Origin of the sequence: Variovorax sp. 350MFTsu5.1 (assembly GCF_048302515.1) — a bacterium.
GTDB classification, from domain to species: domain Bacteria; phylum Pseudomonadota; class Gammaproteobacteria; order Burkholderiales; family Burkholderiaceae_C; genus Variovorax; species Variovorax guangxiensis.
Map to the genome: position 1 here is coordinate 2545071 of NZ_CP157620.1, position 26948 is coordinate 2572018.

The following is a 26948-nucleotide window of genomic DNA, read 5'->3' on the forward strand; positions in this document are numbered from 1 at the left end:
TTCCTCAACTGAAAACTTTTGCGGCCGTTGAGGGGAGGCCAGAGTTAGCCCGCGATTATAGCACTCCCCCAGGCGGAAATGGCACTCCCCCAGGCTTCGCGCACTTCGTGTCGCTTCGCCAACCCCCTCGCCGGGGGCGACACCTGAGGCCCGGCAAAGCCGGTTCCTCGGTGTCTCTGAAGGGGGCGAGAAGGTCAGAGGGCCTGGGCGCACGCATGGGCGCTCGCCCAGGCCCACTGGAAGTTGTAACCGCCGAGCCAGCCCGTCACGTCGACCACTTCGCCGATGAAATACAGGCCTGGCTGCTTCGATTCCATGGTCTGCGACGACAGGTCGCGGGTGTCGACGCCGCCGGCCGTGACTTCGGCCTTTTTGTAACCTTCTGTCCCGCTGGGGACGATCTGCCAGCGCGCGATGCGCTCCGAAAGCGCCGCCAGCGCCTTGTCGGCCGCCTCGTTCACCGGCCGCTGCAGGGCAGGGTCCTGCCCGACCCAGGCATCGGCCAGCCGCGAGGGCACCAGCGCGGCCAGCTCGTTGGCGATGCGTTTCTTCGACCGCAGTTTCGCCTCGCCCAGCGCCTCGGCCACGTTCACGCCGGGGGCGAAATCGATGGTCAGCGGGGCGCCTGGCTTCCAGTAGCTCGAAATCTGCAGCACCGCCGGGCCCGACAGGCCCCGGTGGGTGAAGAGCAGGTCTTCGAGGAAGGCTGTCTTTTCCTTCTTCGCGCCGGTCTCGATGCGCACCGGCAGCGCCAAGCCAGCCAGTTCGGCATACGGCGCCCAGGCGTCGCCGCCGAAGGTCAGCGGCACCAGCGCGGGCCGGGGCGTGACCATCCGCAGCCCGAATTGCTCGGCGATGCGGTAGCCGAAGTCGCTGGCGCCGATCTGCGGGATCGACAGGCCGCCGGTGGCGACCACGATCTTCGGCGTCTCGACCGGCCCCCGATTGCTCTCGATTCGATAGCTGCCGGCTCCCGTCCCATCTGCATTACCGGCGAAAAATGCAATTTCGCCGATCCTGCACGGCTGCCAGCGCTCGACCCCGCCCGCCTCGCATTCGGCCAGCAGCATGTCGACGATCTGCTGCGACGAGCCGTCGCAGAAAAGCTGCCCCTTGTGCTTCTCGTGAAAAGCAATGCCGTGCTTCTGCACCAGCTCGATGAACTGCTGCGGCGCATAGCGCGACAGCGCCGAGCGGCAGAAATTCGGGTTGTCGCTGATGAAGTGCCGCTGCGGCGCGCGCACGTCGAGGTCGCGGTTCGTGAAGTTGGCGCGTCCGCCACCCGAGATGCGGATCTTCTCGCCCACCTTCTCGCTGTGGTCCACCAGCAGCACTTTCAGCCCGCGCTGGCCGGCCACGCCGGCGCAGAAGAGGCCCGCGGCCCCGGCGCCGATCACGACGGCGTCGAACTCCGCCGCGCTCAAGGTCCATCGGCCGCGAGCAGCGGCGGCGGGTTGTATTTCAGGTGGCCTACGTAGCGCAGCGGCTGCGTGGCGGCGATGGAGGGCACGTCGCCCTCGCGCATGTGCAGCAGGTCGGCCGGGCTCACCCAGCGCGGGTCGGCGTTGGTGATCGGCATGCCTGCCTGGCGGTAGGCCTCCAGCACGAACTGCGAGCAGAAGAACTGGTCGTCGCGGCTCGCGCCCAGCTGCACCATGGCCAGGCCGCTCATGCAGTAGTGGCTGACGGCGGTGGGCACCAGCGGCAGTTCGCACAGGCGCCGGTTCAGCACGAAGGGCGCGTTCAGCAGCACGCCCACGGTGTTGTAGCTGGTGCCGACCTGCGACAGCGCCCATTCGCGCATGCGCGCGGCGCCGGCGTCGTCCACGCCCGGCACGCGGAAGGCCACGACCATCTGTTCCTCGTCGACCACCTCCGAAAGCGGCCGCGCGCGCACGCCCGTGCCCACGGCCTCGGCGATCTGGCCGTTGCCCAGGTACAGCACCGCGTGGCTCACCGGCGAGAAGGTGCCCAGCCGGATGCCGAAGGAGTTCACCGTGGCGATGGAGGTCAGCAGGATGTCGCCCGGCGCCAGCGCGTCGGCGGCGATGAGCTCGCCGCCGTTGCCCGGCGCGATGACCGAGCTCTGCACGCGCAGGCGCAGGCCGGTGTCCTTGGTCGGCAGGTCGAGCCGTGTGGCGCAGGCCGACAGCAGCAGGGCGGCGCCCGCGGCAACAATGGCCGCGGCGGAACGGAAAGCGATGCGCATCAGCCCTTCCAGACGAACGGGAACTTCAGCTGCTTGAAGAAGCCGTTGGGCACGTAGTCGCCCAGCACGCCGTACTTCTCGGGCCAGAGCTTGGTGCTCTTCACGGCGGTGCCGAAGATGTAGTCGAGAAAGGCGTAGTGCGCCGCGTAGTTCTTGTCGAGCGCCTCCTGGTCCTGGCTGTGGTGCCAGTGGTGGAAGTTGGGCGTCACGATCAGGTAGCGCAGCGGGCCGAGCCGCACGCTCACGTTGCAGTGGTTGAACACCGCCTGGAAGCCCACCACCACGATGTAGGCGTCGATCACGTCCTTGCTGAAGCCCAGCACGTAGATGGGCGCCAGCACCAGCGTGCGCGTGATCAGCAGCTCCAGGATGTGCTGGCGCGAGCCGGCCATCCAGTCCATGCTCTTCACGCTGTGGTGCACCGCGTGCAGGCGCCACAGCACGGGCACCTCGTGGTAGGCGCGGTGCGTCCAGTACTGCACCAGGTCGGCCACCAGGATGATCAGCAGCAGCCCCGCCCAGAAGGGCAGGTTGCTCACCCAGCCCCGGATGCCGTCGTTGGCCGCCCAGCCGAAGAGCTTGTGCACCATCAGGTTGGTGGCCAGCAGCACGAAGCCCACGATCATGTGGTTCACCACGAAATGGTGGAAGTCGGTCTGCCACTCCTCGCGGAACACCGGCTGGTCCTTGCGCAGCGCGAACAGCTTCTCGATGAAGATGAAGATCAGCGAGGAGCCCAGCAGGTCGAGGATGAACCAGTCGAGCCCGATGTAGGGCGTGTTGTCCGCGAAGTCGTGCACCGGCACCTTGTGCCCGCCGAGCAGCGCCGAGGCCGCCACCAGCAGGAACGCGGCCGAGGAGAGCCAGCGCGAGCGGTTGAAGATGATGTTGACCAGCGAGAGCCCGCCCGAGACGACCAGCGCCGCCAGCAGGATCATGCGCATCACGTCGACGTTGTAGCTCTTGCGCAACTCCGGCGTCGTGAGGTACTGCGGGAAGTGGAAGGCCAGCACGCCCAGGAAGCACAGGATGGCCAGGCTCAGTGCGATGGTGCCGGTGACCAGGCCCTGTCCGCGGCGCAGCTCGCCGTGGTTCTGGGTGAATTCGTTGAGCTTGTCGATGTCCAGCATGCCCCGCCTCTCTCTCTTCTTGACTTTTGTGGGTGCGCGATTTTAGAGGCGCGGCGGGAAAATGCTCACCCCCTGCGCACGGAGCGCCGCCTCAGCAGGGCCGCCGTGCCCAGCGCCGCCGCCATCACCAGCAGCGACACCACGGTGGTCACCGTCCCCAGCGCATAGATCGAAGGCGTCGTCACCGTCGACGTCAGCCCCTGCAGTTCGAGCGGCAGGGTGTTCACGTCGCCGATGGCCTGGGAGGTGCGGGCGATCTCGTCCCACGACAGCGTGAAGCCGAACATGCCGATGCCGACGATCGACGGCCCGATCAGCGGCAGCACCACGAAGCGGAAGGTCTGCCAGGGCGTGGCGCCCAGGTCGCGCGCGGCTTCCTCGTAGGCGGGGTCGAAGCGGTTGAACACCGCGAACATGATGAGCAGCCCGAAGGGTAGTGTCCAGGTCAGGTGCGCGCCCAGCGCGGAGCTGAAGAGGCCGAGCGCCGTGCCGTAGCCTTCGAGCATCGAGGTGGCGTCCATCGCCGTCAGCACGCTCTTGATGCCGGTGTCGATCAGCCGGAACTGCAGGCCGATCCCCAGCGAGATGATGATCGACGGCATGATGAGGCTCGCGACCGTCACGAAGAAGAGGGCGTTGCTGCCCGCGAGCTTCTTGCGGAACGCGAGCCCGGCGAGCACCGACAGCACCACGGTGAAGGCCATCACCACTGCGCCCAGCGCCAGCGAGCGCCTGAAGGCCGCGCCGATGTCGACCGTGCCCAGGCCCTCGGCCAGCTTGTGGAACCAGTGCAGCGAGACGCCGCGCAGCGGAAAGGTCAGCCCGCCTTCGGGGCCCTGGAAGCTCAGCACGAAGATCGTGATCATCGGGCCGTAGAGAAACAGCACGAAGAGCCCGAACACGGTGGCCAGCGGCCAGAAGCCGGGGGCGCGCTGGGCGCCGATGGGTGTCTGCATTTCAGAGCTCCTTGCGGATGTCGACCATCCGGGTCAGGCCCCAGATGATCATCAGCACCACGGCCAGCAGGATCATGGCGTTGGCCGCCGCCAGCGGGAACTGCAGGTACGAGGTCTGCACCTGGATGATCTTGCCGATGGAGGCGATCTGCTGCCCGCCCATCACGCCGATGGTGACGAAGTCGCCCATCACGATGGTGATGACGAAGATCGAGCCGATGAGGATGCCGGTGCGCGACAGCGGCACCACCACGTTCCACAGCGTCTGCCAGCCCGAGGCGCCGGCGTCGCTGGCCGCTTCGAGCAGCGAGCGGTCGATGCGCATCATGCTGTTGAAGATCGGCACGATCATGAACATCGTGTACAGGTGCACGAAGGCCAGCACCACCGAGAAGTCGGAGAACAGCAGCCATTCGACCGGCTGGTTCACGAGGCCCATGCCCATCAGCGCCTGGTTGACCAGCCCGTTGCGCCCCAGCAGCGGCACCCACGAGATCATGCGGATCACGTTGGAAGTCCAGAAGGGGACCGTGCACAGCACGAACAGCACCGTCTGCATGGTCGACGAGCGCACGTGGAAGGCCAGGAAGTACGCCACCGAGAAGCCGATCACCAGCGTGATGCCCCACACCAGCAGGCAGAACTTGAAGGTGCTCAGGTAGGTGTTCAGCGTGACGCACAGGTCGCCGTTGTCGGTCAGCCGCGAGCAGCCCTCGAACAGGCTCAGGTAGTTGCGCAGCGTGACGGCAGGTATCAGCTCGTACTCGTTGAAATTCCAAAGGCTGACCATCGCGACCAGCGCCAGCGGAATCAGGAAGAACAGGAGAAACACCAGCGCGAACGGCGCCGCCTGCCACCAGGCCTTCACGGCGTGAACGGGAGCTGTGGCGGCATGGCCGGACGCGATGGGAGTACTCATGGATGGGAGCGAAAGACTGTGTCCAAGGGCGAGCAAAGCGATGCCCGTTCGTGGGACACCGCGGAACCGGCTTTGCCGGGCCGCAGGTGTCGCCCCCTTACAGGGGGTTGGCGAAGCGAAGCGCAGCCTGGGGGTCGAGTTCGTGGACTGCCGTCAGGCAGCCACGAACTCGTTCCACTTCCTCACCATGTATTCGTTCTCGTCCATCACGGCGTTCCAGCACGCGATGCCGCCCATGCGCTGCTCGTAGCTGCCGCCGTCGCGCACCGCGCCGGCCTTGGCGATCACGTCGCCCTGCGGGCTCTTGATGTCCTGGGCTGCGGGCTTGCCTTCCATCCAGTAGGCCCACTCGTACGCTTCCATCTTGGTCTTCGCGGTGTCGAGCACGGCGCTGTAGTAGCCCTGGCGGTTGAGATACGCGCCGGCCCAGCCGTCGAGGAACCAGTTGATGAACTCGTAGGCGCCGTCGAGCTTCTTGCCCGAGAGCGTGGCCGGCAGGCCGAAGCCCGAGGCCCAGGCGCGATAGCCTTCCTTGAGCGGCTGGAAGGTGCAGTCGATGCCCTTGCTGCGCACGGCCGTGACCGCGGGCGACCACATCGACTGGATCACCACCTCGCCCGAGGACATCAGGTTCACCGACTCGTTGAAGTCCTTCCACAGCGCGCGGAACTGGCCGGCCTTCTTGGCCTCGATCAGCGCCTTGATGGTCAGGTCGATCTCGGCCTTGGTCATGTTGCCCTTGTCGGCGTACTTGTGGATGCCCTTGGCCTCCACCACCATCGCGGCGTCCATGATGCCGATCGAGGGAATGTTCAGGATCGCGGCCTTGCCCTTGAACTCCGGGTTCAGCAGCTCCGCCCACGAGCCGATGGGACGCTTGATGAGGTCGGGGCGGATGCCCAGCGTGTCGGCGTTGTAGGTGGTCGGAATGAGCGACATGTACTGCGTGGCCGACTTGGCGAAGGCCTTGCTCTTCTCGCCTTCGAGGTAGATCACCTTCACCGGAGCCGTGCCCTGGTCGCCCACCTTCTTGCCGGCCACTTCGCCCTTGGTGAAGAGCGAGGTGATCTTGTCCGCGTTCTTCACGCGCTTGGTGTCGATGCCCTTCAGGTTGCCCGTGGGCACGATCTTCTTGAGCGAGAAGAACTCGGTGTCGATCAGGTCGAAGCTGTTGGGCGCGGTGACTGCGCGCTTGGTTACGTCGTCGGTGGTCACGGCCACGTACTGGATCTCGATGCCGGTGTCGGCCTTGAATTTCTCGGCGATCGCCTTGTCCTGGTTCACCGCGGTGCCGAGATAGCGCAGCACGACCTTCTCCTGTGCATGCACGAAGGGGGCGATGCCCGTGGCAAGAATGCCGGCGGTGCCTTGCAGCAGGGTGCGGCGCTTGAGGCCGTTGTTGTCGATGGAATCGGTCATGGGCAGGGTCTCCATTGCAGAAAGAAAAGGAAAGTGAAGGGGAACGAACGCGGAGAAAAGCGGGTGGCGGGGGCGCTCAGAAGGGAACGGCGAGCACGGCGGTGTCGTCCTGTCGGGCGGCTTCGGCCCCGGCGGGTGCCGGTGCCCGCTCACTCGGCGGCTTGGCGCCGGGGCCGAGTACACGCGCGTCGGCTTCGGCCCACGAGAGGTGCACTGCCTCGCCGTGCGCATAGGGGCGCGCGAGGAAAGCGGCTTCGCTGAGCAGCACCGAAACGTTCTGGCGTCCGGCGGCGGCGGCACCATCGAGCGCCAGCCCGAGCAGGACGTAGGTGCCCTGGTACTCGACGTCGGTGACAGTGGCTGCGAGGGCTCCATCCGTTGCTGCCTGCGCGGCGGCTGCGATCCGCATGCGGTCGTTGCGCACCGCGATCGGCCCGGCAGGCGTGTCGAACACGTTGTGGCCGCCCATGAAGCGCGCCACGAACTCGCTCGCCGGATGGTTGTAGACCGCGTGCGGCGAGCCGACCTGCTCGATCACGCCGTGGTTCATGACAACCATGGTGTCGGCCAGCGCCATCGCCTCTTCCTGCGAGTGCGTGACGTGGATGAAGGTCAGGCCCAGTTCCTTCTGCCAGCGCCGAAGCTCGGCGCGCATCTGGATGCGCAGGAAGGGATCGAGGGCGGAAAGCGGTTCGTCGAGCAGCAGCACGCGCGGCTCGGTGATGAGCGCGCGCGCCAGCGCCACGCGCTGCTGCTGGCCGCCGGAAAGCTCACCCGGCTTGCGCGCGGCAAGGTGGCCCATCGCGACACGCTCGAGCAGGTCGTTCGCACGCTTGTGGCGCTCGGCCTTGCCCACGCCCTTCATCTTGAGGCTGAAGGCGACGTTGTCGGTGGCCGAAAGGTGCGGGAAGAGCGCGAAGCTCTGGAACATCATCGCCGTGCCGCGCGCGGCGGCGGGCAGGTTCGTGATGTTGCGGTTGTCCAGCAGGATGTCGCCGCTGCTGACCGATTCGTGCCCCGCGATCATGCGCAGCGTGGTGCTCTTGCCGCAGCCCGAAGGCCCCAGCAGGCAGCAGTAGCTGCCGCTGGCGATGCGCAGGTCTATCCGGTCGACGGCGGCCGGCGTACCCGGGGCGTAGCGCTTGGTGAGAGCGACGATCTCGACGGCGGCGGGTTCAGGCGTGGCGGCTGCATTCATTGCCCATCGCTGAGCACGATCCATGCCACGTTGTGGTGCGCGGCGCTCGCGCCGCCTGCACCGGCGCCGCCCTGGTCAGGTGCGGTTCAGGTGCCGAACCTGGTCGCGCCCACCGCTGTCTCGGCCGCTGCCAGCCCGCGCAGCACGTCGCCCACCACGATCACCGCCGGGCTCGCGAGGCCGGCTTCGGCGATGCCGTGCTGCAGGCTGCCCAGCGCGGTCGCGATGTGCTTCTGGTGCGGCAGGCTCGCGTGCTGGATCACCGCCACCGGCGTGTCGGCCGGCAGGCCGTGCAGCAGCTCGCGCTCGATGTGCGCCGCGCCCGACACGCCCATGTAGATCACCAGCGTGAGCCGCGCGTTGTAGGCGGTCGCTGCCAGCGCGCGCCAGTCGGTCGGGTCTTCGGCCGCGCCGGCGCCGGTCTTGGCATGGCCGGTGACGAACACCACGCCCTGCGCATGGTCGCGGTGTGTGAGCGGCACGCCCAGCGTCGTCACGGCCGCGAGGCCTGCGGTGATGCCGTTGACCACCGTGCATTCGATGCCGGCTTCGCGCAGGTGCTCCACCTCCTCGCCGCCACGTCCGAAGATGAACGGGTCGCCGCCCTTCAGGCGCACCACCGTCTCGCCTTCGCGCACGGCGGTGATCATGAGCCGCTCGATGAAGGCCTGCGGCGTGCTCTTGCAGCCGCCGCGCTTGCCCACGTGCACGATGCGCGCCCCGGGCCGTGCGTAGGCCTGCACGATCTGGTCGTTCACGAGGTCGTCGACCAGCAGCACCGTGGCCGCCTGGATCGCCTTCGCGGCCTTGATAGTCAGCAGTTCCGGGTCGCCGGGGCCGGCGCCCACCAGCGTGCATCGGCCGGAGATGAGGGAGGTGGGGTTGTCGTTGTTCATGCGTGGGATGCCAATGCCAGTTGCGTGATGTGCCTGACCTGCGTCGCGATGGCCTCCGGCACGGGAAGCTCGCCGGCCAGCACGCGGCGCGTGTAGTCGGCGGTGGTGGCGACGTCGATTTCCTTCGGCAGCCCAGGCACCTCCGAGGCGGTGCCGGCCTGCTGCGACTGCAGCTCGGTGCGCGCGCCGCGCACGAAGCCGTCGATCTGCGCGGTGCGGCGCGGGTCCGACACCACTTCGCCTTCGAGGCCGCGCGAGAGCAGGGCGGTCATGCCCATGAGCTCGAAGGTCTCGGCCATGACGCGCGCGTATTCGGGGTGCGTGTAGCTGGCCACCACCACGCTCGGGCCCGCGGTGGGCTGCATCAGCTTCACCACGCTGTGGCCGGGGTTGCGCAGGCCGACCACGCGGCGCACGTCGAGCAGGCGCTTGAGCGCGGGATTCAGCAGCTCGGTGGAGGCAAAGGCCGCTTCGCCATTGGCGACGGCGCGGATGGCCGTCATCGGCGCGTGGCCCAGGGCGGCGAGCACGTTCGACGCCAGCACGCGCGATGTTTCGCTGGCGCTGCCGTGCACCAGCACCGGCAGGCCTTCGTGCGCCAGCAGCAGCGCCAGCAGCGGCGTGAGCACCGGCAGCTTGCGCGCGCCGTTGTAGCTGGGCAGCACGATCAGCGGGCGGTCGCCGGCGGGAACCATCCGGAGCCGCGCATGGGTGGCATCGAGAAAACCGGCCATCTCCTCGGGCGTCTCGCCCTTGATGCGCATGGCCAGGCAGAAGCCGCCGATCTCCAGGTCGGTCACGGTGCCGTCCAGCACCTGGCCGAACAGGTCGGTGGCCTGTTCGCGCGTGAGCGGCTTGGCGCCTCGCGCGCCGCGGCCGATTTCCTTGATGTATTGGCTGATTCCCATGGGTAGGCGGATTGTCCTGCAACGCTTATGCCGGAATGCGAGTCGGCTTATGCATTGGGTGTCTTGTCCCCTCTCCCGCTTGCGGGAGAGGGTTAGGGTGAGGGCAGCGGCCTTGCAACATGGCGCGGACGTCATTACCGCTCCCCCTCACCCCAGCCCTCTCCCCGAGGGGAGAGGGAGCAATGCAGACGGCGCATCACGGCAGCGCCTCCGCCTCGGCCGCCGTTGCCCGCACCATCCGCTTGAGCTCCGGAATGCACGAGCCGCAGTTGGTGCCGCATTTCAGCTCCCCCTGTAGCTTCGCCAGCCGCTCGTCCGGCGTGCCGGCACAGCGCGTCAGCTCGGCCTGGATCGCCCCATCCGCCACGTTGAAGCATGTGCACACCGTCTTGCCGCGCGACTGCACCGCCACCGGCGCCTTCGAGCCGGGCGACAGCAGCAGGCGGCCGTAGCTCTGGGCGGGCAGTTCCTCGCGCAGCAGCGTGGCGATCCATGCCTCGGCGCTGGTGTCGCCGCCCAGCAGGAAGGCCTCGAGGCCCGCGCTGCCGTCGGCGCGGCGCGCCAGCCGCGCCGAGCGGCGCTGGCCGCGGCGGCGGTCGGCGTAGCGCAGGGTGTCGGGCGTCTGCAGGCCGAGCAGGGCTTCGATCTTCCCGACCAGCGCGTCGTCGGGCGCGTCGTGCGCGGCGGCGCGAAAGAGCAGGCCGCTGCGTTCACCTCCCTGCGTGTTGCCGGAAAACGGCACGCAGGTTGCAAAAGGAAAGAGCGCCATCATCGGCTGCAGCGCGCGGTGCGCCGCCAGCGCCTCGCCGTCGGGCAGCCAGGCCATGGCCAGCAGCGACCAGGGCAGCTCGGCCTTGAGGATCTTCACCGCCGCGTGCTTCAGCTCGGGCTGCTTCGAGGTCGGGCAGAAGGCCGGCGTGGTGATCGCGTTGATGCCCGCCAGCCGCGTGCCGCTCGACGAGCAGCCGCTCAGGTACTCCTCGCCCCAGTGCATGGCGACGAAGGCCTGGCTCAGCCCCACCTCGGCGCTTGCGCGCGCGGGCAGCATGATCGAGCCCCGCTTCGAGGTCAGGTGCACCAGGTCGCCTTCGCCGATCTGGCGGCGGGCCATGTCCTGCGCGTTCATCTGCACCACCGGCTCGGGCACGTGGCCGAACAGGCGCCCGGCCGTGCCGGTGCGGCTCATGCCATGCCACTGGTCGCGCAGGCGGCCGGTGTTCAGCGAGAAGGGATAGCGGGCCTCGCGCGCCTCGGCCACCGGCTTGTAGGCGGTGTCGACGAAGCGGGCGCGGCCGTCGGGCGTGGGGAAAACGCCGTCTGCGTAGAGGCGCGCGCGGCCGATGCTTTCGCCTTCCTTCAGCGGCCACTGCTGCGGGCCGGCGCTCTCCAGCATCGCGTAGCTCAGCCCGGTGATGTCGAGGTCGCGCCCGCGCGTGGATTCGCGATGCTCGTTCCAGACCGATTCGGCCGTGTCGTAGGGGAAGAGCGAGAGGCCGCTGCCGGCCAGCGCTTCGAGCCGGTGCGCGAAGGCCACCGCGATCGACCAGTCGTTGCGCGCCTCGCCCGGCGCCGCAACGGCCGGGCGCACGCGCGAGATGCGGCGCTCGCTGTTGGTCACGGTGCCTTCCTTCTCGCCCCAGGTGGTCGCTGGCAGCAGCAGGTCGGCGAAAGCGCAGGTGGCGGTGGTGGCGAAGGCTTCCTGCACCACCACGAACTCGGCGCGCTCCAGCGCGCGGCGCACGGTCGCCTGGTCGGGCATCGACTGCGCCGGGTTGGTGCAGGCGATCCACAGCGCGCGGATCTCGCCGTCGGCCGCGGCCTGGAACATCTCCACCGCGGTCTTGCCCGGCTTCTCGGGCACCGAGGGCACGCCCCAGAGCGCGGCCACTTCGGCGCGATGGTCGGGGTTGGCCAGGTCGCGGTGCGCGCTCAGCAGGTTGGCCAGGCCGCCCACCTCGCGCCCACCCATCGCGTTGGGCTGGCCGGTCAGCGAGAAGGGGCCCGCGCCGGCGCGGCCGATCTGGCCGGTGGCCAGGTGCAGGTTGATGAGCGCCGCATTCTTCGCCGTGCCGCTGGACGACTGGTTCAGGCCCTGGCAGTACAGGCTCAGCGTGGCCGGCGAGGTGGCGAACAGCCGCGCGGCCTCGAGCAGGTCGTCCTTCGGGATGCCGCAGACCTGCGCCACCTTGTCGGGCGTGCACTCGCGCACCGTGGCCTTCAGCGCGTCGAAGCCGCTGGTGTGCGCCGCGATGTACTTCGCGTCGGTCCAGCCCTCCCACAGCATCAGGTGCAGCATGCCGTTGAAGAGCATCACGTCGGTGCCGGGCTGGATCGGCAGGAACAGGTCGGCGATCTCGACCGTGTCGGTGCGGCGCGGGTCTGCCACCACGATCTTCAGCGCCGGGTTCGCCGCCTTCGCGTCCTCGATGCGGCGGAAAAGAATCGGATGCGCCCAGGCCGTGTTGCTGCCCACGATGAAGAGGCACTGCGCGTGCTTCAGGTCGTCGTAGCAGGCCGGCGGGGCGTCTGCGCCCAGCGTCTGCTTGTAGCCGGCCACTGCGCTGCTCATGCACAGGCGCGAGTTGGTGTCGATGTTGTTGGTGCCGATCAGGCCCTTGGCCAGCTTGTTGAAGACGTAGTAGTCCTCCGTCAGAAGCTGGCCCGACACGTAGAAGCCGACCGCGTCGGGCCCGTGGTCGCGGACCACCTGCGCGAACTTGCCGGCGGCGTTGTCCAGCGCGGTGTCCCAGCTCACGACCTGGGGGGCCTCGCCGCGCGCGAGGCGCTGCATGGGCTGCAGCAGCCGCGTCTGGCGCGTGACCGTGGCGCTGGCCGTGAGGTGCAGCGTCGAGCCCTTGGTGCACAGCCGCCCGAAGTTGGCGGGGTGCGCCGGGTCGCCGCGCACGCCGGTGATCTGGTCGCCGGTCGACTCGATGATCACGCCGCAGCCGACGCCGCAGTACGGGCAGGTGGACCGGGTCTCCCGCATCATGGGTTTATTCCAGCGGAAGGACCGACAGCACCGCGAAAGGCTTCGGGCCCGCGCTCGGGCGCTCCAGGTCGATGGCGTGCGTCGCCAGCTCGGCCGCGTCCAGGTGCACCACGCCGTCTTGCACCTTCACCGCGAACTTCGGCGTGCAGCCCTCGTCGGGTGCCTTGGCGCAGCCGTCGTCCAGCCCGATGGCCCAGTTGTGCAGCGGGCAGGCCACGCTGGTGCCGAACACGATGCCCTGGCTCAGCGGGCCGCCCTTGTGCGGGCAGCGGTCGAGCAGCGCGAACACCTGATCCTCGGAATTGCGGAACACGGCCACGTCCAGCCCGGCCGGCCGCGTCACGCGGCGCGCGCCGAGCACAGGGATGTCGTCGATGCGGCAGATCACTTTCCAGTCGCTCATGGTGGGGCTCTTCTTTCTTTCGTTCCTTGTTGCGGTTCAGGCGGCCGCCGTCAGCGGCGTGAACTGCCGCACGTCCACCGAGGCCTGCGCCGACTCGAACCACGGATCGGGCTCGCCGTCGAGCGCGAACTGCAGGCGCTCCCACAGCGCCTTGCGGCCCTCGGCGTCGTCGAGGATCTTCTTCTTCACGTAGTCCAGGCCCACGCGGCCGATGTAGTGCACCGTGCGTTCCAGGTACCAGCCTTCCTCGCGGTACAGCTGCAGGAAGGCGCCCGAGTACTCCATCACCTCGGCGGCGGTCTTCACCTTCACCAGGAACTGCGCCACCTCGGTCTTGATGCCGCCGTTGCCGCCCACATAGAGTTCCCAGCCGGAGTCGACGCCGATCACGCCCACGTCCTTGATGCCGGCCTCGGCGCAGTTGCGCGGGCAGCCCGACACGGCCAGCTTGACCTTGTGCGGCGAGTACATGGCCCACAGCGCGCGCTCCAGGTCCTTGCCCATCTGCGTGCTGTCCTGCGTGCCGAAGCGGCACCACTCGCTGCCCACGCAGGTCTTCACCGTGCGCAGCGACTTGGCGTAGGCGAAGCCGCTGGGCATGCCGATGTCCTTCCACACGCCTTCCAGGTCTTCCTTCTTCACGCCCAGCAGGTCGATGCGCTGGCCGCCCGTGACCTTGACGGTCGGGATCTTGTACTTGTCGGCCGCGTCGGCGATGCGGCGCAGCTCGTCGGGCGTGGTGTGGCCGCCCCACATGCGCGGAATGACGGAGTAGGTGCCGTCCTTCTGGATGTTGGCGTGGCTGCGCTCGTTGATGAAGCGGCTCTGCGGATCGTCCTTCGCCTCCTTGGGCCAGGTGCTGATCAGGTAGTAGTTGATGGCCGGGCGGCAGGTGGAGCAGCCGTTGGGCGTGCGCCAGCCGAGGTTGCGGTAGACCTCGTCGTGCGTCAGGTAGTGCTCCTTGCGGATCGCGTCGCGCACGTCCTGGTGGCTCACGTCGGTGCAGCCGCACACCGCCTTCTTCTTGGGCGTGGCCGAGTAGTCGCCGCCCGCAGTGAACATCAAAATCTGCTCCACCAGCCCGGTGCACGAGCCGCAGCTCGCGCTGGCCTTGGTGTGCTTCTTCACCTCGTCGAGCGTGAACAGGCCCTTTTCCTTGATGGCTTTGCAGATGGTGCCCTTGTTCACGCCGTTGCAGCCGCACACCTCGGCGTCGTCAGGCATGGTGGCGGCCTTGTTGTGGCCCTCGTGGCCGGTGTCGCCGATGTTCGATTCGCCGAACATCAGCTTGTCGCGGATGTCATGCACGCTGCGGCCGTCGCGCAGCAGCTTGAAGTACCAGCTGCCGTCCACCGTGTCCCCGTAGAGGCAGGCGCCCACCAGCTTGTCGTCCTTGATGACCAGCTTCTTGTAGACGCCGCCGAAGGGGTCGCTCATGACGATCTCCTCCGTGCCTTCGCCGCCCATGAACTCGCCTGCCGAGAACAGGTCGATGCCCGTCACCTTCAGCTTGGTGGAGGTAAGCGAGCCCAGGTAGCGGCCGATGCCGAACTGCGCCAGGTGGTTGGCCGCCACCTTGGCCTGCTCGAAGAGCGGGGCCACCAGCCCGTAGGCGATGCCGCGGTGCGCCGCGCATTCGCCCACCGAGTAGATGCGCGCGTCGGTCACGGTCTGCATGGTGTCGGTGACGACGATGCCGCGGTTGCAGTGCAGACGCATCTTCTCGGCCAGCTCCACGTTGGGGCGGATGCCCACGGCCATCACCACCAGGTCGGCGGCGGTCTCGGTGCCGTCCTTGAAGCGGATGGCCTTCACGCGGCCATCTTCTCCACCCACCAGCTCCTGCGTCTGCGCGCCCATCATGAACTTCAGGCCGCGGTCTTCCAGCGACTTCTGCAGCAGCTTGCCCGCCACGTCGTCGAGCTGGCGCTCCATCAGCCAGGGCATGACGTGCACCACCGTCACGTTCATGCCGCGCAGCATCAGGCCGTTGGCGGCCTCCAGGCCCAGCAGGCCGCCGCCGATGACCACCGCGTTCTTGTGCGTGCGCGCGGTCTCGATCATGTAGTCGGTGTCGGCGATGTCGCGGTAGGCGATCACGCCCTTCAGGTCCTTGCCGGGCACCGGCAGCATGAAGGGGTTGGAGCCGGTGCACATCAGCAGGCGGTCGTAGGCGGCCTCGGTGCCATCCTCGGCGCGCACGATGCGTTTCACGCGGTCGACCTCCACCACTTTCTTGCCGGCGTGCAGCGTGATGTTGTTCTCGGCATACCACTCCCAGCTGTTGAGCACGATCTCGTCGATCGTCTGCTCGCCCGCGAGCACCGGCGACAGCAGGATGCGGTTGTAGTTGGGATGCGGCTCCGCGCCGAAGACGGTGATGTCGTACAGGTCGGGCGCGATCTTCAGAAGCTCTTCGAGCGTGCGCACGCCGGCCATGCCGTTGCCGACCATCACGAGTTTCATTTTCTTCATGGGGCTGGACCTTTCAGGGAAATCAAGCGGACTTGCGCCCGCAGCGCGCGTTCAGAATCGCGCCATGAGCTTTGAAGTGGATATCGGCTACAGCAGCCGTCGCGGACCGCGCGAGGTGAACGAGGACTTCGCCGGCGCGGTGCACGCGCCGCCCGGCGACGAGGCACGCGGGCTCATCGCGGCCATTGCCGACGGCGTGTCCAGCGGAGGCCGGGGCCGCGAGGCGGCGCAGACCACGGTGATGGGGCTTCTGGCCGACTACTTCGCCACGCCCGCCACCTGGGAGCCGACCGCCGCGCTCGACCGGCTGGTCGCCGCGCAGAACGGCTGGCTGGCCGACCACAACCGCCGCCGCCAGAGCAGGAGCAGCGAGGAAGGCGGCACGGCGCTGACCACGCTCACCGCGCTGGTGCTGCACGGCCAGGGCTACACGCTGGCGCACGTCGGCGACACCCGCGCCTGGCGCGTGCGTGCCGGCGGCGAAGCGGCCGTGCCGCTCACGCAGGACCATGCCTTCGACCATCCCGACATGCGCAGCCGCCTGACGCGCGCCATCGGCCTGGACGACCAGGTGCGCGTCGACTATGTGCAGGGCGACGTTCGCGTGGGCGACTGCTTCGTGCTCACCTCCGACGGCGTGCACGGCGTGCTCAAGCCCCAGCAGGTGGCCGCGCTGGCCCTGCAGGGCGACGACGCCGAGGCCGCCAGCGAGGCGCTGGTGCATGCGGCGCTCGACGCCGGCACGCGCGACAACGCGACCGCGCTGGTCATCCGTGTCGTGGGTTTGGACGCCCGCCAGCTCGACGACGAACTCGGCGACGGCCGCCGTCTCGCGCCGCCGCCCGCCCTGAAGGTGGGCGAGGTGCTCGACGGCTACGCCATCACCGCGCTGGTGGCCGACACCGGTGTCCATCTGCTGTACCAGGCGCGCCATCCGGCCACGCGCGAGCTGGTCGCGCTGAAGACGCTGCACCCCTCGCGCGCCGGCGATCCGCAGGAGCGCGCGATGCTGGCCCACGAGGCCTGGCTGGGGCTGCGCGTGGGCGGCAACGGTTTCGTCCGCGTGCATGAGCGCGCCGCGGACGCGAGCGCGCTGTACGTCGTGTTCGACTGGCACGGCGGGCGCACGCTCGAGCAGCTGCGCAAGGCCAACCCGCGCGGCGCGGTGCCCGAAGTGGTGGCCGCCGCCATCGAGCTCAGCCGCGCGCTCGGCCGGCTGCACCGCCAGGGCGTGATCCACCGCGACATCAAGCCCGGCAACCTGCACCTGGGCGAGGACGGGCGCTGGCGCATCCTCGACCTGGGCGTGGCGCTGTCGGGCAGAGAGGGTGCGGCCCAGCGCGAGCTGCATGCCGGCACGCCCAGCTACATCAACCCCGAGCAGTGGGAGGAGGGCGGCACGGCCGACGCGGGCAGCGACCTGTTCGCGCTCGGCGTCACGCTCTACCAGTGGCTCACCGGCCATCTGCCCTACGGCGAGATCGAGCCCTACCAGGTGGCGCGCTACCGGCGCGACCCGGTTGCGCTCTCGCGGTTGCGGCCCGACGTGCCCATCTGGCTCGACCACCTGGTGCGCAAGGCCGTCGCGCGCGATCCGCGAGAACGCTTCGAAACCGCCGAGGAGCTGCTGCTCGCGCTCGAACGCGGTGCATCCCGCCCGGTGAACGCGCCCGCCGCCACGCCGCTGATCCGCCGCGACCCGCTCGCGCTCTACCAGCTGGCGCTGGGCGTGTCGGTGCTGCTCAACCTCCTGTTGATCGTGTGGCTGCTCTTTTTGCCACGATGAGCGGAGGCGGGCCGGGCGGTTCATGACCGGGCAGCCTTCCGCGTGTTGTTGACTGCGGGCGAAGCATGTGCCGGCGCGATGCGCGCACGGCCACCCTTCTCGGCCCAGGTGCGGGTCCAGCGGATCTGCATCACGCGCATCACGCCCAGCATCACGAGCGAGAGCACCGCGAAGAAGATGAAACCCCAGAGGTAGCTGCCCAGGTACTGCTTCGACAGGCCCATGGCGTTGGGCACGAGGCCGCCGCCCAGGGCGCCGATCTCGCCGATCATGGAGCCGGCCACCGCGGTGCTCGCGGGCCAGCGCAGCGGCACCAGCTGGAACAGCGCGCCGTTGCCCGCGCCCAGCGCTGCGAAGCAGACGATCAGCGCCAGCGTGGTCACGGCCAGCGATGCCGACGAGACGCCCACCAGCACCAGGCTGGCGGTCACCACCAGCAGCACCACCGTGAGGGTGTTGACGCCGCCCCAGCGGTCGGAGATCCAGCCGCCCGCGACGCGCACCGCCGCACCCATGAAGGCCGCGAGCATGGTCAGCTGGCCGGCCTGCACCTTGCTCACGCCGAACTGGTCGTAGTAGTAGGAGGGCAGGAAGGTCGTGAGGCCGATGAAGCCGCCGAAGGTCACGCCGTAGATCAGGCTGAACACCCAGCCGTCCTTCTCGAACAGGCAGGCGATGTGCTCGCGGAAGCTCGAATGCGCGTTCACGTCCGGCGGCTCCTTGGCGAAGAGCACCATCACCACCATCGGAATCAGGATGGCGACGGCGGCCACGCCGTACACCGCCTGCCAGCCCAGCCAGTTGGCCAGCGGCGGCGCCACCAGCACCGACACGGCAGTGCCCACGTTGCCCGCGCCCACCAGGCCCATGGCCAGGCCCTTGTGCTGCGGCGGGAACCAGCCCGAGCCCAGCGACAGCGCCACGCCGAAGCTCGCGCCCGCGATGCCCAGCAGCACGCCCATGGCGAGCAGGTCGTTGAAGCTCTTCACGAAGAAGAAGCCGAAGAGCATCGCCACCGCGATCAGCGCCATCTCGACCAGGGTGGCCTTCTTGCGCCCGATGTACTGCGACAGGATGCCCAGCGGAAAGCGCATGAGCGCGCCCGCGATGATCGGCACCGACAGCATCAGGCCCTTCTGCGCCGGCGAGAGGCTGAAGGTTTCGCCGATGAAGGGCGCCATGGCGCCGTTGAGCACCCAGATGCAGCAGGAGAACGAGAAGTACAGGAAGGCCGCGAACAGTGTCGGACTGTGGCCTGACTGCAAGAAATTCCTGAAACCTGACATGGCGTTCAAAGATGCAAAAAGCCGCGGCGCGGCCCTGGGGAGGCCGTGTCGACGGACGGGGTTGGGAGCGGAGTGCCGGCAGCGGACGCTGTCGACGTGGGGGTGCGCGCGGCATGTGCGTTGCCGGGCCGGATGCAGGAGCCTGCAGCCTCTTCACCAAAGCGGTGCTTCGTTACACCGCGCCCTGTTTCATGCAAGAGGCGTGCCTGCGAATTCGCGCGGGCCTGGCCTATGCTCGCGGTGCGCTCCCGCACCGTTTCTTTTCCACGATGTCCCTTCTCGTTGTCCTGCCCGATGAAACCGCCGGCCTCGTGCTGCCAGAGGCGCTGGCGAAGGCCCTGTCCGGTGCGGGAATCGATGTGCTCGCGGTTGCCGATTGCGCCGGCTTCGCGCGGCAGGTCGAGGCGCTTTCCCCTCGGCAGGCGCTGATCTTCCTGTCTCTGCCCACACCCACATTGCTCGACACCTTGCGAGGCTGGGCTGGCGTACCGCCGTGCGCGCTGAGCCTTGTCAGCGAGCCGCTTGGCGCTGAGAAGCACGAGGAACTGGTCGCGCTCGGCGTGCACGCCTGGATGCCGGCCGGCGCCGTCGATGCCGGATCGCTCGTCGCATTGATGGCGCGCGCCTCGTGCCGCTGGCAGCGCGAAGCCGCGCTGCGCACCGAACTGGAGAACCTGCGCACCCGCATGGACGAGCGCAAGTGGGTCGATCGCGCCAAGGGCCTGCTGATGTCCGCGCGCGGCATCGGCGAGGACGAAGCCTTCGGCCTGCTGCGCGGTGCCGCGATGCACGCGAACCTGCGGCTCGGAGAGGTGTCGCGCTCGGTGATAGAGGCCGCGCAGTGGGCGGACGCCATCAACCGCGCCGGGCAGCTGCGCATGCTCTCGCAGCGGCTGGTGCGCGTGGCGGCGCAGCTGCTGGGCGGCATCGACGCGCAGCGCGCCCGGCTGCTGCGCACGCAGTCTTCCGAGCGGGTGCAGCAGAACCTGGATCATCTGGCGGCCCTCGGGCTTGGTGCTGCCGGCGTCGAGGCGCTCGCGCAGGCGCAGGCCGCGTGGCGCGGGCTGGCCGATGCGCTCACGGCGAAACCGACTGCTACAGGGCTGGCCGACATCGACCGGCGTGCCGAAGTGCTGCTGGGCGCCGCCGAGGCGCTGACCGAGGCGCTGGAAACCTCGGGCGCGCGCCGCGCGCTGCGCATCGTCAACATCTGCGGGCGGCAGCGCATGCGTGCGCAGCGGCTTGCGAAGGACGCGCTGCTCGCGGCGGCGCTGAAGGAAGAAGCGGCCAAGGCGCGGCTGGTGCCGACCATGGCCGAGTTCGAGGCCGCGCTGCTCGAACTGGAGAGCGCGCCGCTGAGCACCGCCGAGATCCGCGCCGCGCTGGCGAGCGCGCGCGACGAATGGCTGCGGCTGGTCGGCGGCGTGCAGGCGCTGGACAGCGCCGATGGCCGCGCCACGCTGGTGCGTTCCAGCGAGGCGCTGGTCGACACCTTCGAACGCCTCACGGCGTCGTACGAGCACAGCCTCCAGGTCATCATGTCGTGACGCCTCCGGTGCCGGCGCTCGGTCTGCGTCAGGCCGCGACCTTCTCCACGTGCGCCTGGCGCGTGTAGAGGAAGTCGATCACCGCCTTGCGCGCGTGCACGTAGATAGGGTCCTCGGCCAGTTCGACGCGGTTGCGCGGGCGGGGAATGTCCACCGACAGCACGTCGCCGATGGTGGCGGCCGGGCCGTTGGTGAGCATCACGATGCGATCGCTCAGCAGCACGGCCTCGTCCACGTCGTGCGTGACCATGACGACGGTGCTGTGCGTCTTCTGCACGATGGTCAGCAGCTCGTCCTGCAGCTTGGCGCGGGTGAGGGCGTCGAGCGCGCCGAAGGGCTCGTCCATCAGCAGCACCTTGGGCTCCATCGACAGCGCGCGCGCGATGCCCACGCGCTGCTTCATGCCGCCGGAGATTTCGCCGGGGCGCTTCTGCGCGGCGGCGGTGAGGCCCACCAGCGCCAGCGCGGCGTCGGTGCGCGCGCGAAGCTGCGCCTTGCTCTCGGTGGCCGCGAAAACGCGCTCGACCGCGAGGTAGACGTTCTCGAAGCAGGTGAGCCAGGGCAGCAGCGAGTGGTTCTGGAACACCACCGCGCGCTCGGGGCCGGGGCCCTTGATCTCCTTGTTGGCGCACAGCAGTGCGCCCTCGGTGGGCGTAGTGAGCCCGGCGATCAGGTTCAGCAGCGTCGACTTGCCGCAGCCCGAGTGGCCGATGAGCGTGATGAACTCGCCCTTGGCCACGTTCAGGTTCACGTCGCGCAGCGCGACGAAGCGGCCCTTGGGCGTCTTGAAGGCCTGCTCGACGCCGTGGATCTCGATGTACTTGGTGTCGTTCATGATGTGTGCTCCTGAATGCGGGGACAGAACGCAGAAGAAAGACAAAAACTACGCAGAAGTCGCAGAAGGAAGACCGAAGATTTCTTGTTTCTCTTCTGCGACCTTCGCGGAACCTTTGCGATTTCTGCGTTCGGCTGTCCGAATCTGTCTTCAGCTCAGCCCTTCACTTCGTCGAAGGTGAAGGCCGTCGCCAGCTTGATGAGCGCGAACTCCAGCACCAGGCCGACGATGCCGATCACGAAGATCGCGATGATGATGTTGGCGACGTTGAGGTTGTTCCACTCGTCCCACACCCAGAAGCCGATGCCCACGCCGCCGGTGAGCATCTCGGCGGCCACGATCACCAGCCAGGCGGTGCCCACGGCCAGACGCACGCCGGTCAGCATGTAGGGCAGCACGGCGGGGAACAGGATCTTGGTGAGGATCTTCCATTCGCTGAGGTTCAGCACCTTGGCCACGTTCATGTAGTCGGCGGGCACGCGCTGCACGCCCACGGCGGTGTTGATGACCATCGGCCAGATCGAGCAGATGAAGATGGTCCAGATGGCGGCGGGGTTCGCTCCCTTGAACACCAGCAGGCCGATGGGCAGCCAGGCCAGCGGCGAGACCGGGCGCAGCAGGCTGATGAGCGGGTTGAACATGCGCGAGAGGAACTCGAAGCGCCCTATGGCGAAGCCCGCCGGAATGCCCACCAGCGCCGCGAGGCCGAAGCCCAGCGCCACGCGCTGCAGCGAAGAGAGCACGTTCCAGCCCACGCCCTGGTCGTTGGGGCCCTTGCTGTAGAACGGGTCGCTGAACACCGTCACCGCCTGCTGCCAGGTGGCCGCGGGCGTCGGGAAGCCAGTGGTGCTCTTCATGGCCACCACCTCCCAGATCAGCAGCAGCAGGCCGAAGCCCGCCAGCGGCGGCAGCACGCGCATCCAGAAGGCGCGCAGGTCGATGGGCGCGCGCGCCCTTGGTTCGGGTGCAGGGGCGGGAGCCGGCTGAGGCGTGGCCACCTTGGAGGCGGCCGGCTTGGCCGGGGCGGAGGGCGCCGCCTGCGCGGCGGCCACATCGAGCGGCGAGTGGAAGACTGCGCTGACCATGGTGTTCTCCCTATGCATGGAGCTTGAAGGATTCGGCGTACTTCTTCGGGTCCTTGCCGTCCCAGACGGAGCCGTCGAAGAGCTTGCTGCTGCGCATCGCGTCCTTGGGCACCGGCGTCTGCGTGGCGGCGGCGGCCTGCTTGTAGATGTCGATGCGGTTGATCTCGGTGGCCACCTTCAGGTAGTCGGGGTGCTCCTTCAGCAGGCCCCAGCGCTTGTGCTGCGTGAGGAACCACATGCCGTCCGACAGGTACGGGAAGTTCACGGCGCCGCCGTTGTAGAACTTCATGTGGTTGGGGTCGTCCCAGCTCTTGCCCAGGCCGTTGGTGTAGCGGCCCAGGATGCGCTGGTTGATGGCGTCCACGCTGGTGTTGACGTAGCTCTTGTCGGCGATGGTCTCGGCCATCTTGTTCTTGTTCTGCAGGCCGGTGTCGATCCACTTGCCGGCCTCGAGGATGGCGGCGGTCACGGCGCGCGCGGTGTTCGGGTATTTCTTCGCGAACTCGGCCGTGGTGCCCAGCACCTTCTCGGGGTGGTCCTTCCAGATGTCCTGCGTGGTGATGGCGGTGATGCCGATGCCGTCCATGATCGCGCGCTGGCCCCAGGGCTCGCCCACGCAGTAGCCGTCCATGTTGCCCACGCGCATGTTGGCGACCATCTGCGGAGGCGGCACGGTGATGTTCTTCACGTCCTTGAACGGGTCGATGCCGGCCGATGCGAGCCAGTAGTACAGCCACATGGCGTGCGTGCCGGTGGGGAAGGTCTGGGCGAAGGTGTATTCGCGCTTCTCGGCGGCGATGAGCTTGGCGAGCGAGGCGGCGTCCACCGCGCCCTTGTCGGCGAGCTTCTTCGACAGCGTGATGGCCTGGCCGTTGTTGTTGAGGGTCATGAGCACGGCCATGTCCTTCTTAGGGCCGCTCAGGCCCAGGTGCATGCCGTAGACCAGGCCGTAGAGCACGTGGGCGAAGTCGAGCTCGCCGTTGGCCAGCTTGTCGCGCACGCCGGCCCAGCTGGCTTCCTTGCTGGGCACGATCTTCACGCCGTACTTCTTGTCGATGCCCAGCACCGAGGCCATCACCACGCTGGCGCAGTCGGTCAGCGGGATGAAGCCGATCTTCACTTCCTCCTTCTCGGGCTTGTCGGAGCCCTGGGCCCAGACGGCCGCGCGCAGGGCGGGGTCGATGCCGGCGGCGCCGATGGCAGCGGCTTGCAGCACGCGGCGTCGGCTGAGGCGGGTTTTGAGCAGGTCGGTCATGGGGCGGGGCTCCGGTTGAAGACAAACACAAAGAAGAAAGACAAAAACGAAAAGGCGTCCGCACCACGCACGGGCTGCTCGAAAACGAGCCCTTGCGGGATGGGGACGCCTTTGTCCGGTTTCGGTGGGAAGCACCCGCCGTTGGGTGCCGCCTGCCTGAAGGCCTTCGGGGCCTGCGAAACTTTCGCTTGCAAGCGGTGTGCCAGCCTTCGGGAACCGGGGCCGCTATCAGGAAAGTAGCTGCGCGTGGCCGAGGATCGCGGGGCAGGGGCCTTTCGTACGTACAGGGCCGGCGGGCGCGGTTGGCACGGTTGTTGTGCAGTGCACCAAGTTGAACGGCATTGCCCGCCACGGTTGCCTCAGCGCGGCGGTGCGCGGTCGAGCATGGGCAGGTAGTCGGCCATCGCGAGCATCGACTCGGCCACGTCCACCAGCCTGCGCTTCTGGTTCATGGCGGTCTGGCGCAGCATCTTGTGCGCCTCTTCCTCGCTGAGGCGGCGGTGCGCCATCAAGAGGCCCTTGGCGCGCTCGACGATCTTGCGTTCGTTGAGCGAGGCGCGCACGGTCTCGAGTTCGTCGCTCATGGCCTGCAGGCGCTGCGACTGCTCGCGGACCATGTCGAGCACCGAGCGCTCCAGGTGTCGGCCGAACTGGGCAGGTGCGGCCGCCTGCGCGTCGGCGTCGTCGAAGAAGAGGGCGCCGGCCTGCGGCGTGAGCGTGTCCAGCAGCTGGCGGTATTCGCGCAGTTCGCTGCGGGCCTGCGCGGTCTTGTGCTCGCACAGCGTGCGCAGGTCGCAGGCGAGGCGGTCCTCGACGGTCTTCATGGCGTCGATGCGGCGGGTGCAGCAGTCGAACCAGGCCTGGCTCAGCGGCACGTCGGCCGGCGCCGCGATGCCGCCGCGCCGGCGGATGCGTTCGAGCTCGGCCACCTCGGCGTCGGGCTGGCTGTCGCGCCAGAGCGCGAGCACCGCCTCGCCCGAGAAGTCGGTGAAAACCTGGAAGCAGCGTTCCTGCGATTCGATCAGGTGCAGCCACTGCAGGCGCTGCGCCTCGTCGCTGCGGCCCAGCGCGAGCGCTGCGGCGCCGAAGGCGCGCTCCTGGCCGGCGAACTCCTTGCCCTGCATGAAGTTGAACATCGCCACCAGCAGGCGCGAGATCTCGGGGTCGGTGGCGCCGTCGGCCGCCTCGAACACCACCGAGAGCAGGCCGGCGACCAGCTTGGCGAAGGCGGCGGTGGACTGGGCGGGCTTCAGCTCCAGCGCGTCGATGCGGCGGCGCAGGGCGGGCAGGGCGTCCAGGCCCGGCAGCACCCAGGCGATGCGGCTGAAGAGGCGCGCGTTGTTGCCGGCGTCGGCACCACGGTGGTAGTTGTCGGCTTCGAGCTGGTCGAAGCCAGCTCGCACTTCCTGCTCCAGCACGAGGCACTCGGCGATCTGCGGGCCGCGCTGCTCGGCGAAGCGGCTGCCGCGCGAGGTGAGGAACATGTTCGACATGCCGCGCTCGCGCTGCAGCGCATGGACCAGCCGCCCGATCACTCCCACCAGCTCGCTGGTGCGGGCGAGCCGGTCCAGCTCGTCGATTTCGCAGCGGCGGGCGGCGATGAGGAAGCTCAGTCCGGATTTCATGGTGGGGCGGTGCTCGAGAGCGTCATTGCAACATCCGTGCCGTTTGCCCCTTCGCGGGCGCCGGCCAGGGGGCGCCGCCTACACTCGGCGGCATGCTCTTGTTGGGAATCGAATCATCCTGCGATGAAACCGGCGTGGCGCTGGTCGAGTCGCAAGGCGACGCGCTGCCGGTGCTGCGTTCGCACGCGCTGCACAGCCAGATCGCCATGCACCAGGCCTACGGCGGCGTGGTGCCCGAGCTGGCCAGCCGCGACCACATCCGCCGCGTGCTGCCGCTGACCGAGACGGTCATGGCCGAAGCCGGCCGCTCGCTCGACGAGATCGACGTAGTGGCCTACACGCGCGGGCCTGGGCTGGCGGGCGCACTGCTGGTGGGCGCGGGCGTGGCCTGCGCGCTGGGCGTGGCGCTGGGCAAGCCGGTGCTGGGGGTGCATCACCTCGAAGGGCATCTGCTGTCGCCGTTCCTGAGCGCCGATCCGCCGGAATTTCCGTTCGTCGCGCTGCTGGTGTCGGGTGGCCACACGCAGCTGATGCGGGTGGATGGCGTGGGGCGCTACGAGCTGCTCGGCGAGACCATCGACGACGCGGCCGGCGAGGCTTTCGACAAGAGCGCCAAGCTGATGGGCCTGCCGTACCCGGGCGGGCCTTGGCTCGCGAAGCTGGCGGAAGGCGGCGATGCCGCGGCCTTCAAGCTGCCGCGGCCGCTGCTGCACAGCGGCGATCTCGACTTTTCCTTCGCCGGCCTGAAGACGGCCGTGCTCACGCAGGCCAGGAAGCTGGGCGACGAGCTCGAAGTGCGCAAGGCGGACCTAGCGGCGTCCACGCAGGCGGCCATCGTCGAGGTGCTGCTGAAGAAATCGCTCACGGCGCTCGACCAGACCGGCCTGAAGCGGCTGGTGGTGGCGGGCGGCGTGGGGGCCAACAGGAGCCTGCGCGAGCAACTGAACGCCGCGTGCGCCAGGCGCAAGGTGCGCGTGCACTACCCCGAGCTGCACCTGTGCACCGACAACGGCGCCATGATCGCCATGGCCGCCGCGATGCGCCTGCAGTCGGGGCTGTCGCAGGCGAGCGAGCGCTATGCGTTCGACGTCAGGCCGCGATGGCCCATGGCGTCGCTTTCGGTGCCTGAGACGGCGCTACCTGAGACTGCGTAATCGTTTGCTTAGACGGCCGGCCGACGGCCGGCAGCGGCAATACGTCCAGCACATTGCGCCAGAGCTGGCGCCATTGCGGCCAGTCGTGCCCGCCCTCGATCGTGAAGACCTGTTCCGGCGGCAGGGCGTCTGCCAGCAGCTTGTGGTTGCTCGCGAAGCGGTCTTCCAGCCCGAAGCCCAGGTAGAGCCGCGGCAGGTTCTTCGACGGCTTTGCCGACAGGTACTGCTGGAAGAAGGGCCAGAGCTTGCGGTCGGGTTCCTCGTCGGGCAGCGGACCGGTAGGCGCCTGCCAGGCACGCAGGCCGCCGGCCTTCTTGATCTCCGCGCCGAGCACGCGCCGGCCCAGGTAGGGCGCGAGCGCCACGATGCCGTCCACCGAGCCCGGCCGCGCCAGTTCGTGGATCAGCGCACCGAAGCCGCCGATGGAGATGCCCACGAGCCAGATCGACTTGTAGCCCTTGGCGCGCTGCGGCTCGATGACCTCGGTGTGCAGGCGGTCGCTCAGGGTCTGCTCGTAGTAGTAGGAGACGTCCGCGTCCACCAATAGCGCATCGGCCGCCAAGTGGCGTTCGCGCACGGCGGCGATGAAGCCCTCGCGCTCGAACTCGTCGGGCTTGAGGTACGCGCCCGGCAGGAACACCAGGAGCGTGTCGGATTGTTCGTTGGGATTTGCGGGCTGCAGATGAGTTTTCATGGTGCCTTGAGGGGGCACCCGAACCGCACCGTCGGGAAATCAGTGCGTTTACAAGACGCCCACGAAGAAGAAAGTTCTAAAAAAACGTCACATCATGTGACGTTAATCCAGCGCTATTGTGAATAAGGTGCTCGTTTAATGTCAAAAACGAGGTCTTACTAACATTTTCCTCTTGT

21 protein-coding genes are annotated in these 26948 nt (G+C 68.3%); 3 read left to right on the forward strand and 18 right to left on the reverse strand.

Translation table 11 applies throughout. From position 1 onward, the window contains the following. Positions 1 to 194: 194 nt before the first annotated feature. The 12 genes from ABL843_RS11400 to nirB form a co-directional block, all read right to left on the reverse strand. Positions 195 to 1424, reverse strand: a complete 1230-nt coding sequence (locus tag ABL843_RS11400; RefSeq protein WP_418119938.1) for an NAD(P)/FAD-dependent oxidoreductase — start codon at positions 1422 to 1424, stop codon at positions 195 to 197. Next, positions 1421 to 2209: a YaeF family permuted papain-like enzyme gene (locus ABL843_RS11405; protein WP_369658654.1), complete on the reverse strand. Its 789-nt coding sequence runs from the start codon at positions 2207 to 2209 to the stop codon at positions 1421 to 1423. Before ABL843_RS11405 ends, ABL843_RS11400 begins: the two co-directional genes overlap by 4 nt. Continuing rightward, positions 2209 to 3339 (reverse strand): sterol desaturase family protein, encoded by a 1131-nt coding sequence (locus ABL843_RS11410; protein ID WP_184636500.1) that lies wholly within the window; start codon positions 3337 to 3339, stop codon positions 2209 to 2211. The genes ABL843_RS11405 and ABL843_RS11410 overlap by 1 nt, the downstream gene beginning before the upstream one ends. A gap of 65 nt (positions 3340 to 3404) precedes the next feature. Then, entirely contained in the window at positions 3405 to 4295 is an 891-nt protein-coding gene (locus tag ABL843_RS11415; RefSeq protein ID WP_418119939.1) for an ABC transporter permease, read from the reverse strand. Between the two features lies 1 nt (position 4296). Beyond that, positions 4297 to 5214 carry an ABC transporter permease gene (locus ABL843_RS11420; RefSeq protein WP_418119940.1) on the reverse strand — a complete coding sequence of 306 codons (918 nt, stop codon included), beginning with the start codon at positions 5212 to 5214 and terminating at the stop codon, positions 4297 to 4299. A 153-nt stretch (positions 5215 to 5367) separates the two neighbouring features. Further along, positions 5368 to 6633, reverse strand: coding sequence for an ABC transporter substrate-binding protein (locus ABL843_RS11425; RefSeq protein ID WP_418119941.1), 1266 nt, complete (start codon positions 6631 to 6633; stop codon positions 5368 to 5370). Between the two features lie 76 nt (positions 6634 to 6709). After that, positions 6710 to 7831 carry an ABC transporter ATP-binding protein gene (locus ABL843_RS11430; protein WP_418119942.1) on the reverse strand — a complete coding sequence of 374 codons (1122 nt, stop codon included), beginning with the start codon at positions 7829 to 7831 and terminating at the stop codon, positions 6710 to 6712. An 86-nt stretch (positions 7832 to 7917) separates the two neighbouring features. After that, positions 7918 to 8727, reverse strand: a complete 810-nt coding sequence (gene cobA / locus ABL843_RS11435) for a uroporphyrinogen-III C-methyltransferase (protein ID WP_418119943.1) — start codon at positions 8725 to 8727, stop codon at positions 7918 to 7920. Beyond that, positions 8724 to 9635 (reverse strand): DNA-binding protein YbiB, encoded by a 912-nt coding sequence (gene ybiB, locus ABL843_RS11440; RefSeq protein ID WP_418119944.1) that lies wholly within the window; start codon positions 9633 to 9635, stop codon positions 8724 to 8726. The genes cobA and ybiB overlap by 4 nt, the downstream gene beginning before the upstream one ends. A gap of 196 nt (positions 9636 to 9831) precedes the next feature. Then, positions 9832 to 12624 (reverse strand): molybdopterin-dependent oxidoreductase, encoded by a 2793-nt coding sequence (locus ABL843_RS11445; protein WP_418120459.1) that lies wholly within the window; start codon positions 12622 to 12624, stop codon positions 9832 to 9834. A 7-nt stretch (positions 12625 to 12631) separates the two neighbouring features. After that, positions 12632 to 13030, reverse strand: a complete 399-nt coding sequence (nirD, locus tag ABL843_RS11450) for a nitrite reductase small subunit NirD (RefSeq protein WP_418119945.1) — start codon at positions 13028 to 13030, stop codon at positions 12632 to 12634. Positions 13031 to 13066: 36 nt separating this feature from the next. Further along, entirely contained in the window at positions 13067 to 15505 is a 2439-nt protein-coding gene (gene nirB, locus ABL843_RS11455) for a nitrite reductase large subunit NirB (protein ID WP_369658648.1), read from the reverse strand. Between the two features lie 64 nt (positions 15506 to 15569). Here nirB and ABL843_RS11460 point away from each other — a divergent pair, with 64 nt between their 5' ends. Then, positions 15570 to 17291, forward strand: a complete 1722-nt coding sequence (locus ABL843_RS11460) for a bifunctional protein-serine/threonine kinase/phosphatase (protein WP_126018262.1) — start codon at positions 15570 to 15572, stop codon at positions 17289 to 17291. Between the two features lie 20 nt (positions 17292 to 17311). On the opposite strand, the gene ABL843_RS11465 is transcribed toward ABL843_RS11460, so the two are convergent. Next, positions 17312 to 18577, reverse strand: a complete 1266-nt coding sequence (locus tag ABL843_RS11465; protein WP_126018264.1) for an MFS transporter — start codon at positions 18575 to 18577, stop codon at positions 17312 to 17314. A 269-nt stretch (positions 18578 to 18846) separates the two neighbouring features. On the opposite strand from ABL843_RS11465, the gene ABL843_RS11470 reads away from it, so the two are divergent. Further along, positions 18847 to 20124, forward strand: a complete 1278-nt coding sequence (locus tag ABL843_RS11470; protein ID WP_418119946.1) for an ANTAR domain-containing response regulator — start codon at positions 18847 to 18849, stop codon at positions 20122 to 20124. Between the two features lie 28 nt (positions 20125 to 20152). Here ABL843_RS11470 and ABL843_RS11475 read toward each other — a convergent pair whose 3' ends face one another. The 4 genes from ABL843_RS11475 to ABL843_RS11490 form a co-directional block, all read right to left on the reverse strand. Further along, positions 20153 to 20959 carry an ABC transporter ATP-binding protein gene (locus tag ABL843_RS11475; protein WP_418119947.1) on the reverse strand — a complete coding sequence of 269 codons (807 nt, stop codon included), beginning with the start codon at positions 20957 to 20959 and terminating at the stop codon, positions 20153 to 20155. A gap of 155 nt (positions 20960 to 21114) precedes the next feature. Further along, complete coding sequence (ntrB, locus tag ABL843_RS11480; protein WP_418119948.1) at positions 21115 to 22044, reverse strand: nitrate ABC transporter permease; 930 nt, start codon at positions 22042 to 22044, stop codon at positions 21115 to 21117. A 10-nt stretch (positions 22045 to 22054) separates the two neighbouring features. Next, positions 22055 to 23299: a CmpA/NrtA family ABC transporter substrate-binding protein gene (locus ABL843_RS11485; protein WP_184636526.1), complete on the reverse strand. Its 1245-nt coding sequence runs from the start codon at positions 23297 to 23299 to the stop codon at positions 22055 to 22057. 359 nt (positions 23300 to 23658) lie between these two features. Next, entirely contained in the window at positions 23659 to 24924 is a 1266-nt protein-coding gene (locus ABL843_RS11490; protein WP_184636528.1) for a nitrate regulatory protein, read from the reverse strand. A 92-nt stretch (positions 24925 to 25016) separates the two neighbouring features. Between ABL843_RS11490 and tsaD the strand changes: the two genes are divergently transcribed. Next, a complete protein-coding gene (gene tsaD, locus ABL843_RS11495) occupies positions 25017 to 26078 on the forward strand; it encodes a tRNA (adenosine(37)-N6)-threonylcarbamoyltransferase complex transferase subunit TsaD (protein WP_418119949.1) in 1062 nt (353 codons plus the stop codon). Here tsaD and ABL843_RS11500 read toward each other — a convergent pair. After that, a complete protein-coding gene (locus ABL843_RS11500) occupies positions 26014 to 26772 on the reverse strand; it encodes an alpha/beta fold hydrolase (RefSeq protein WP_184636532.1) in 759 nt (252 codons plus the stop codon). The genes tsaD and ABL843_RS11500 overlap by 65 nt on opposite strands. Between the last annotated feature and the right edge of the window lie 176 nt (positions 26773 to 26948).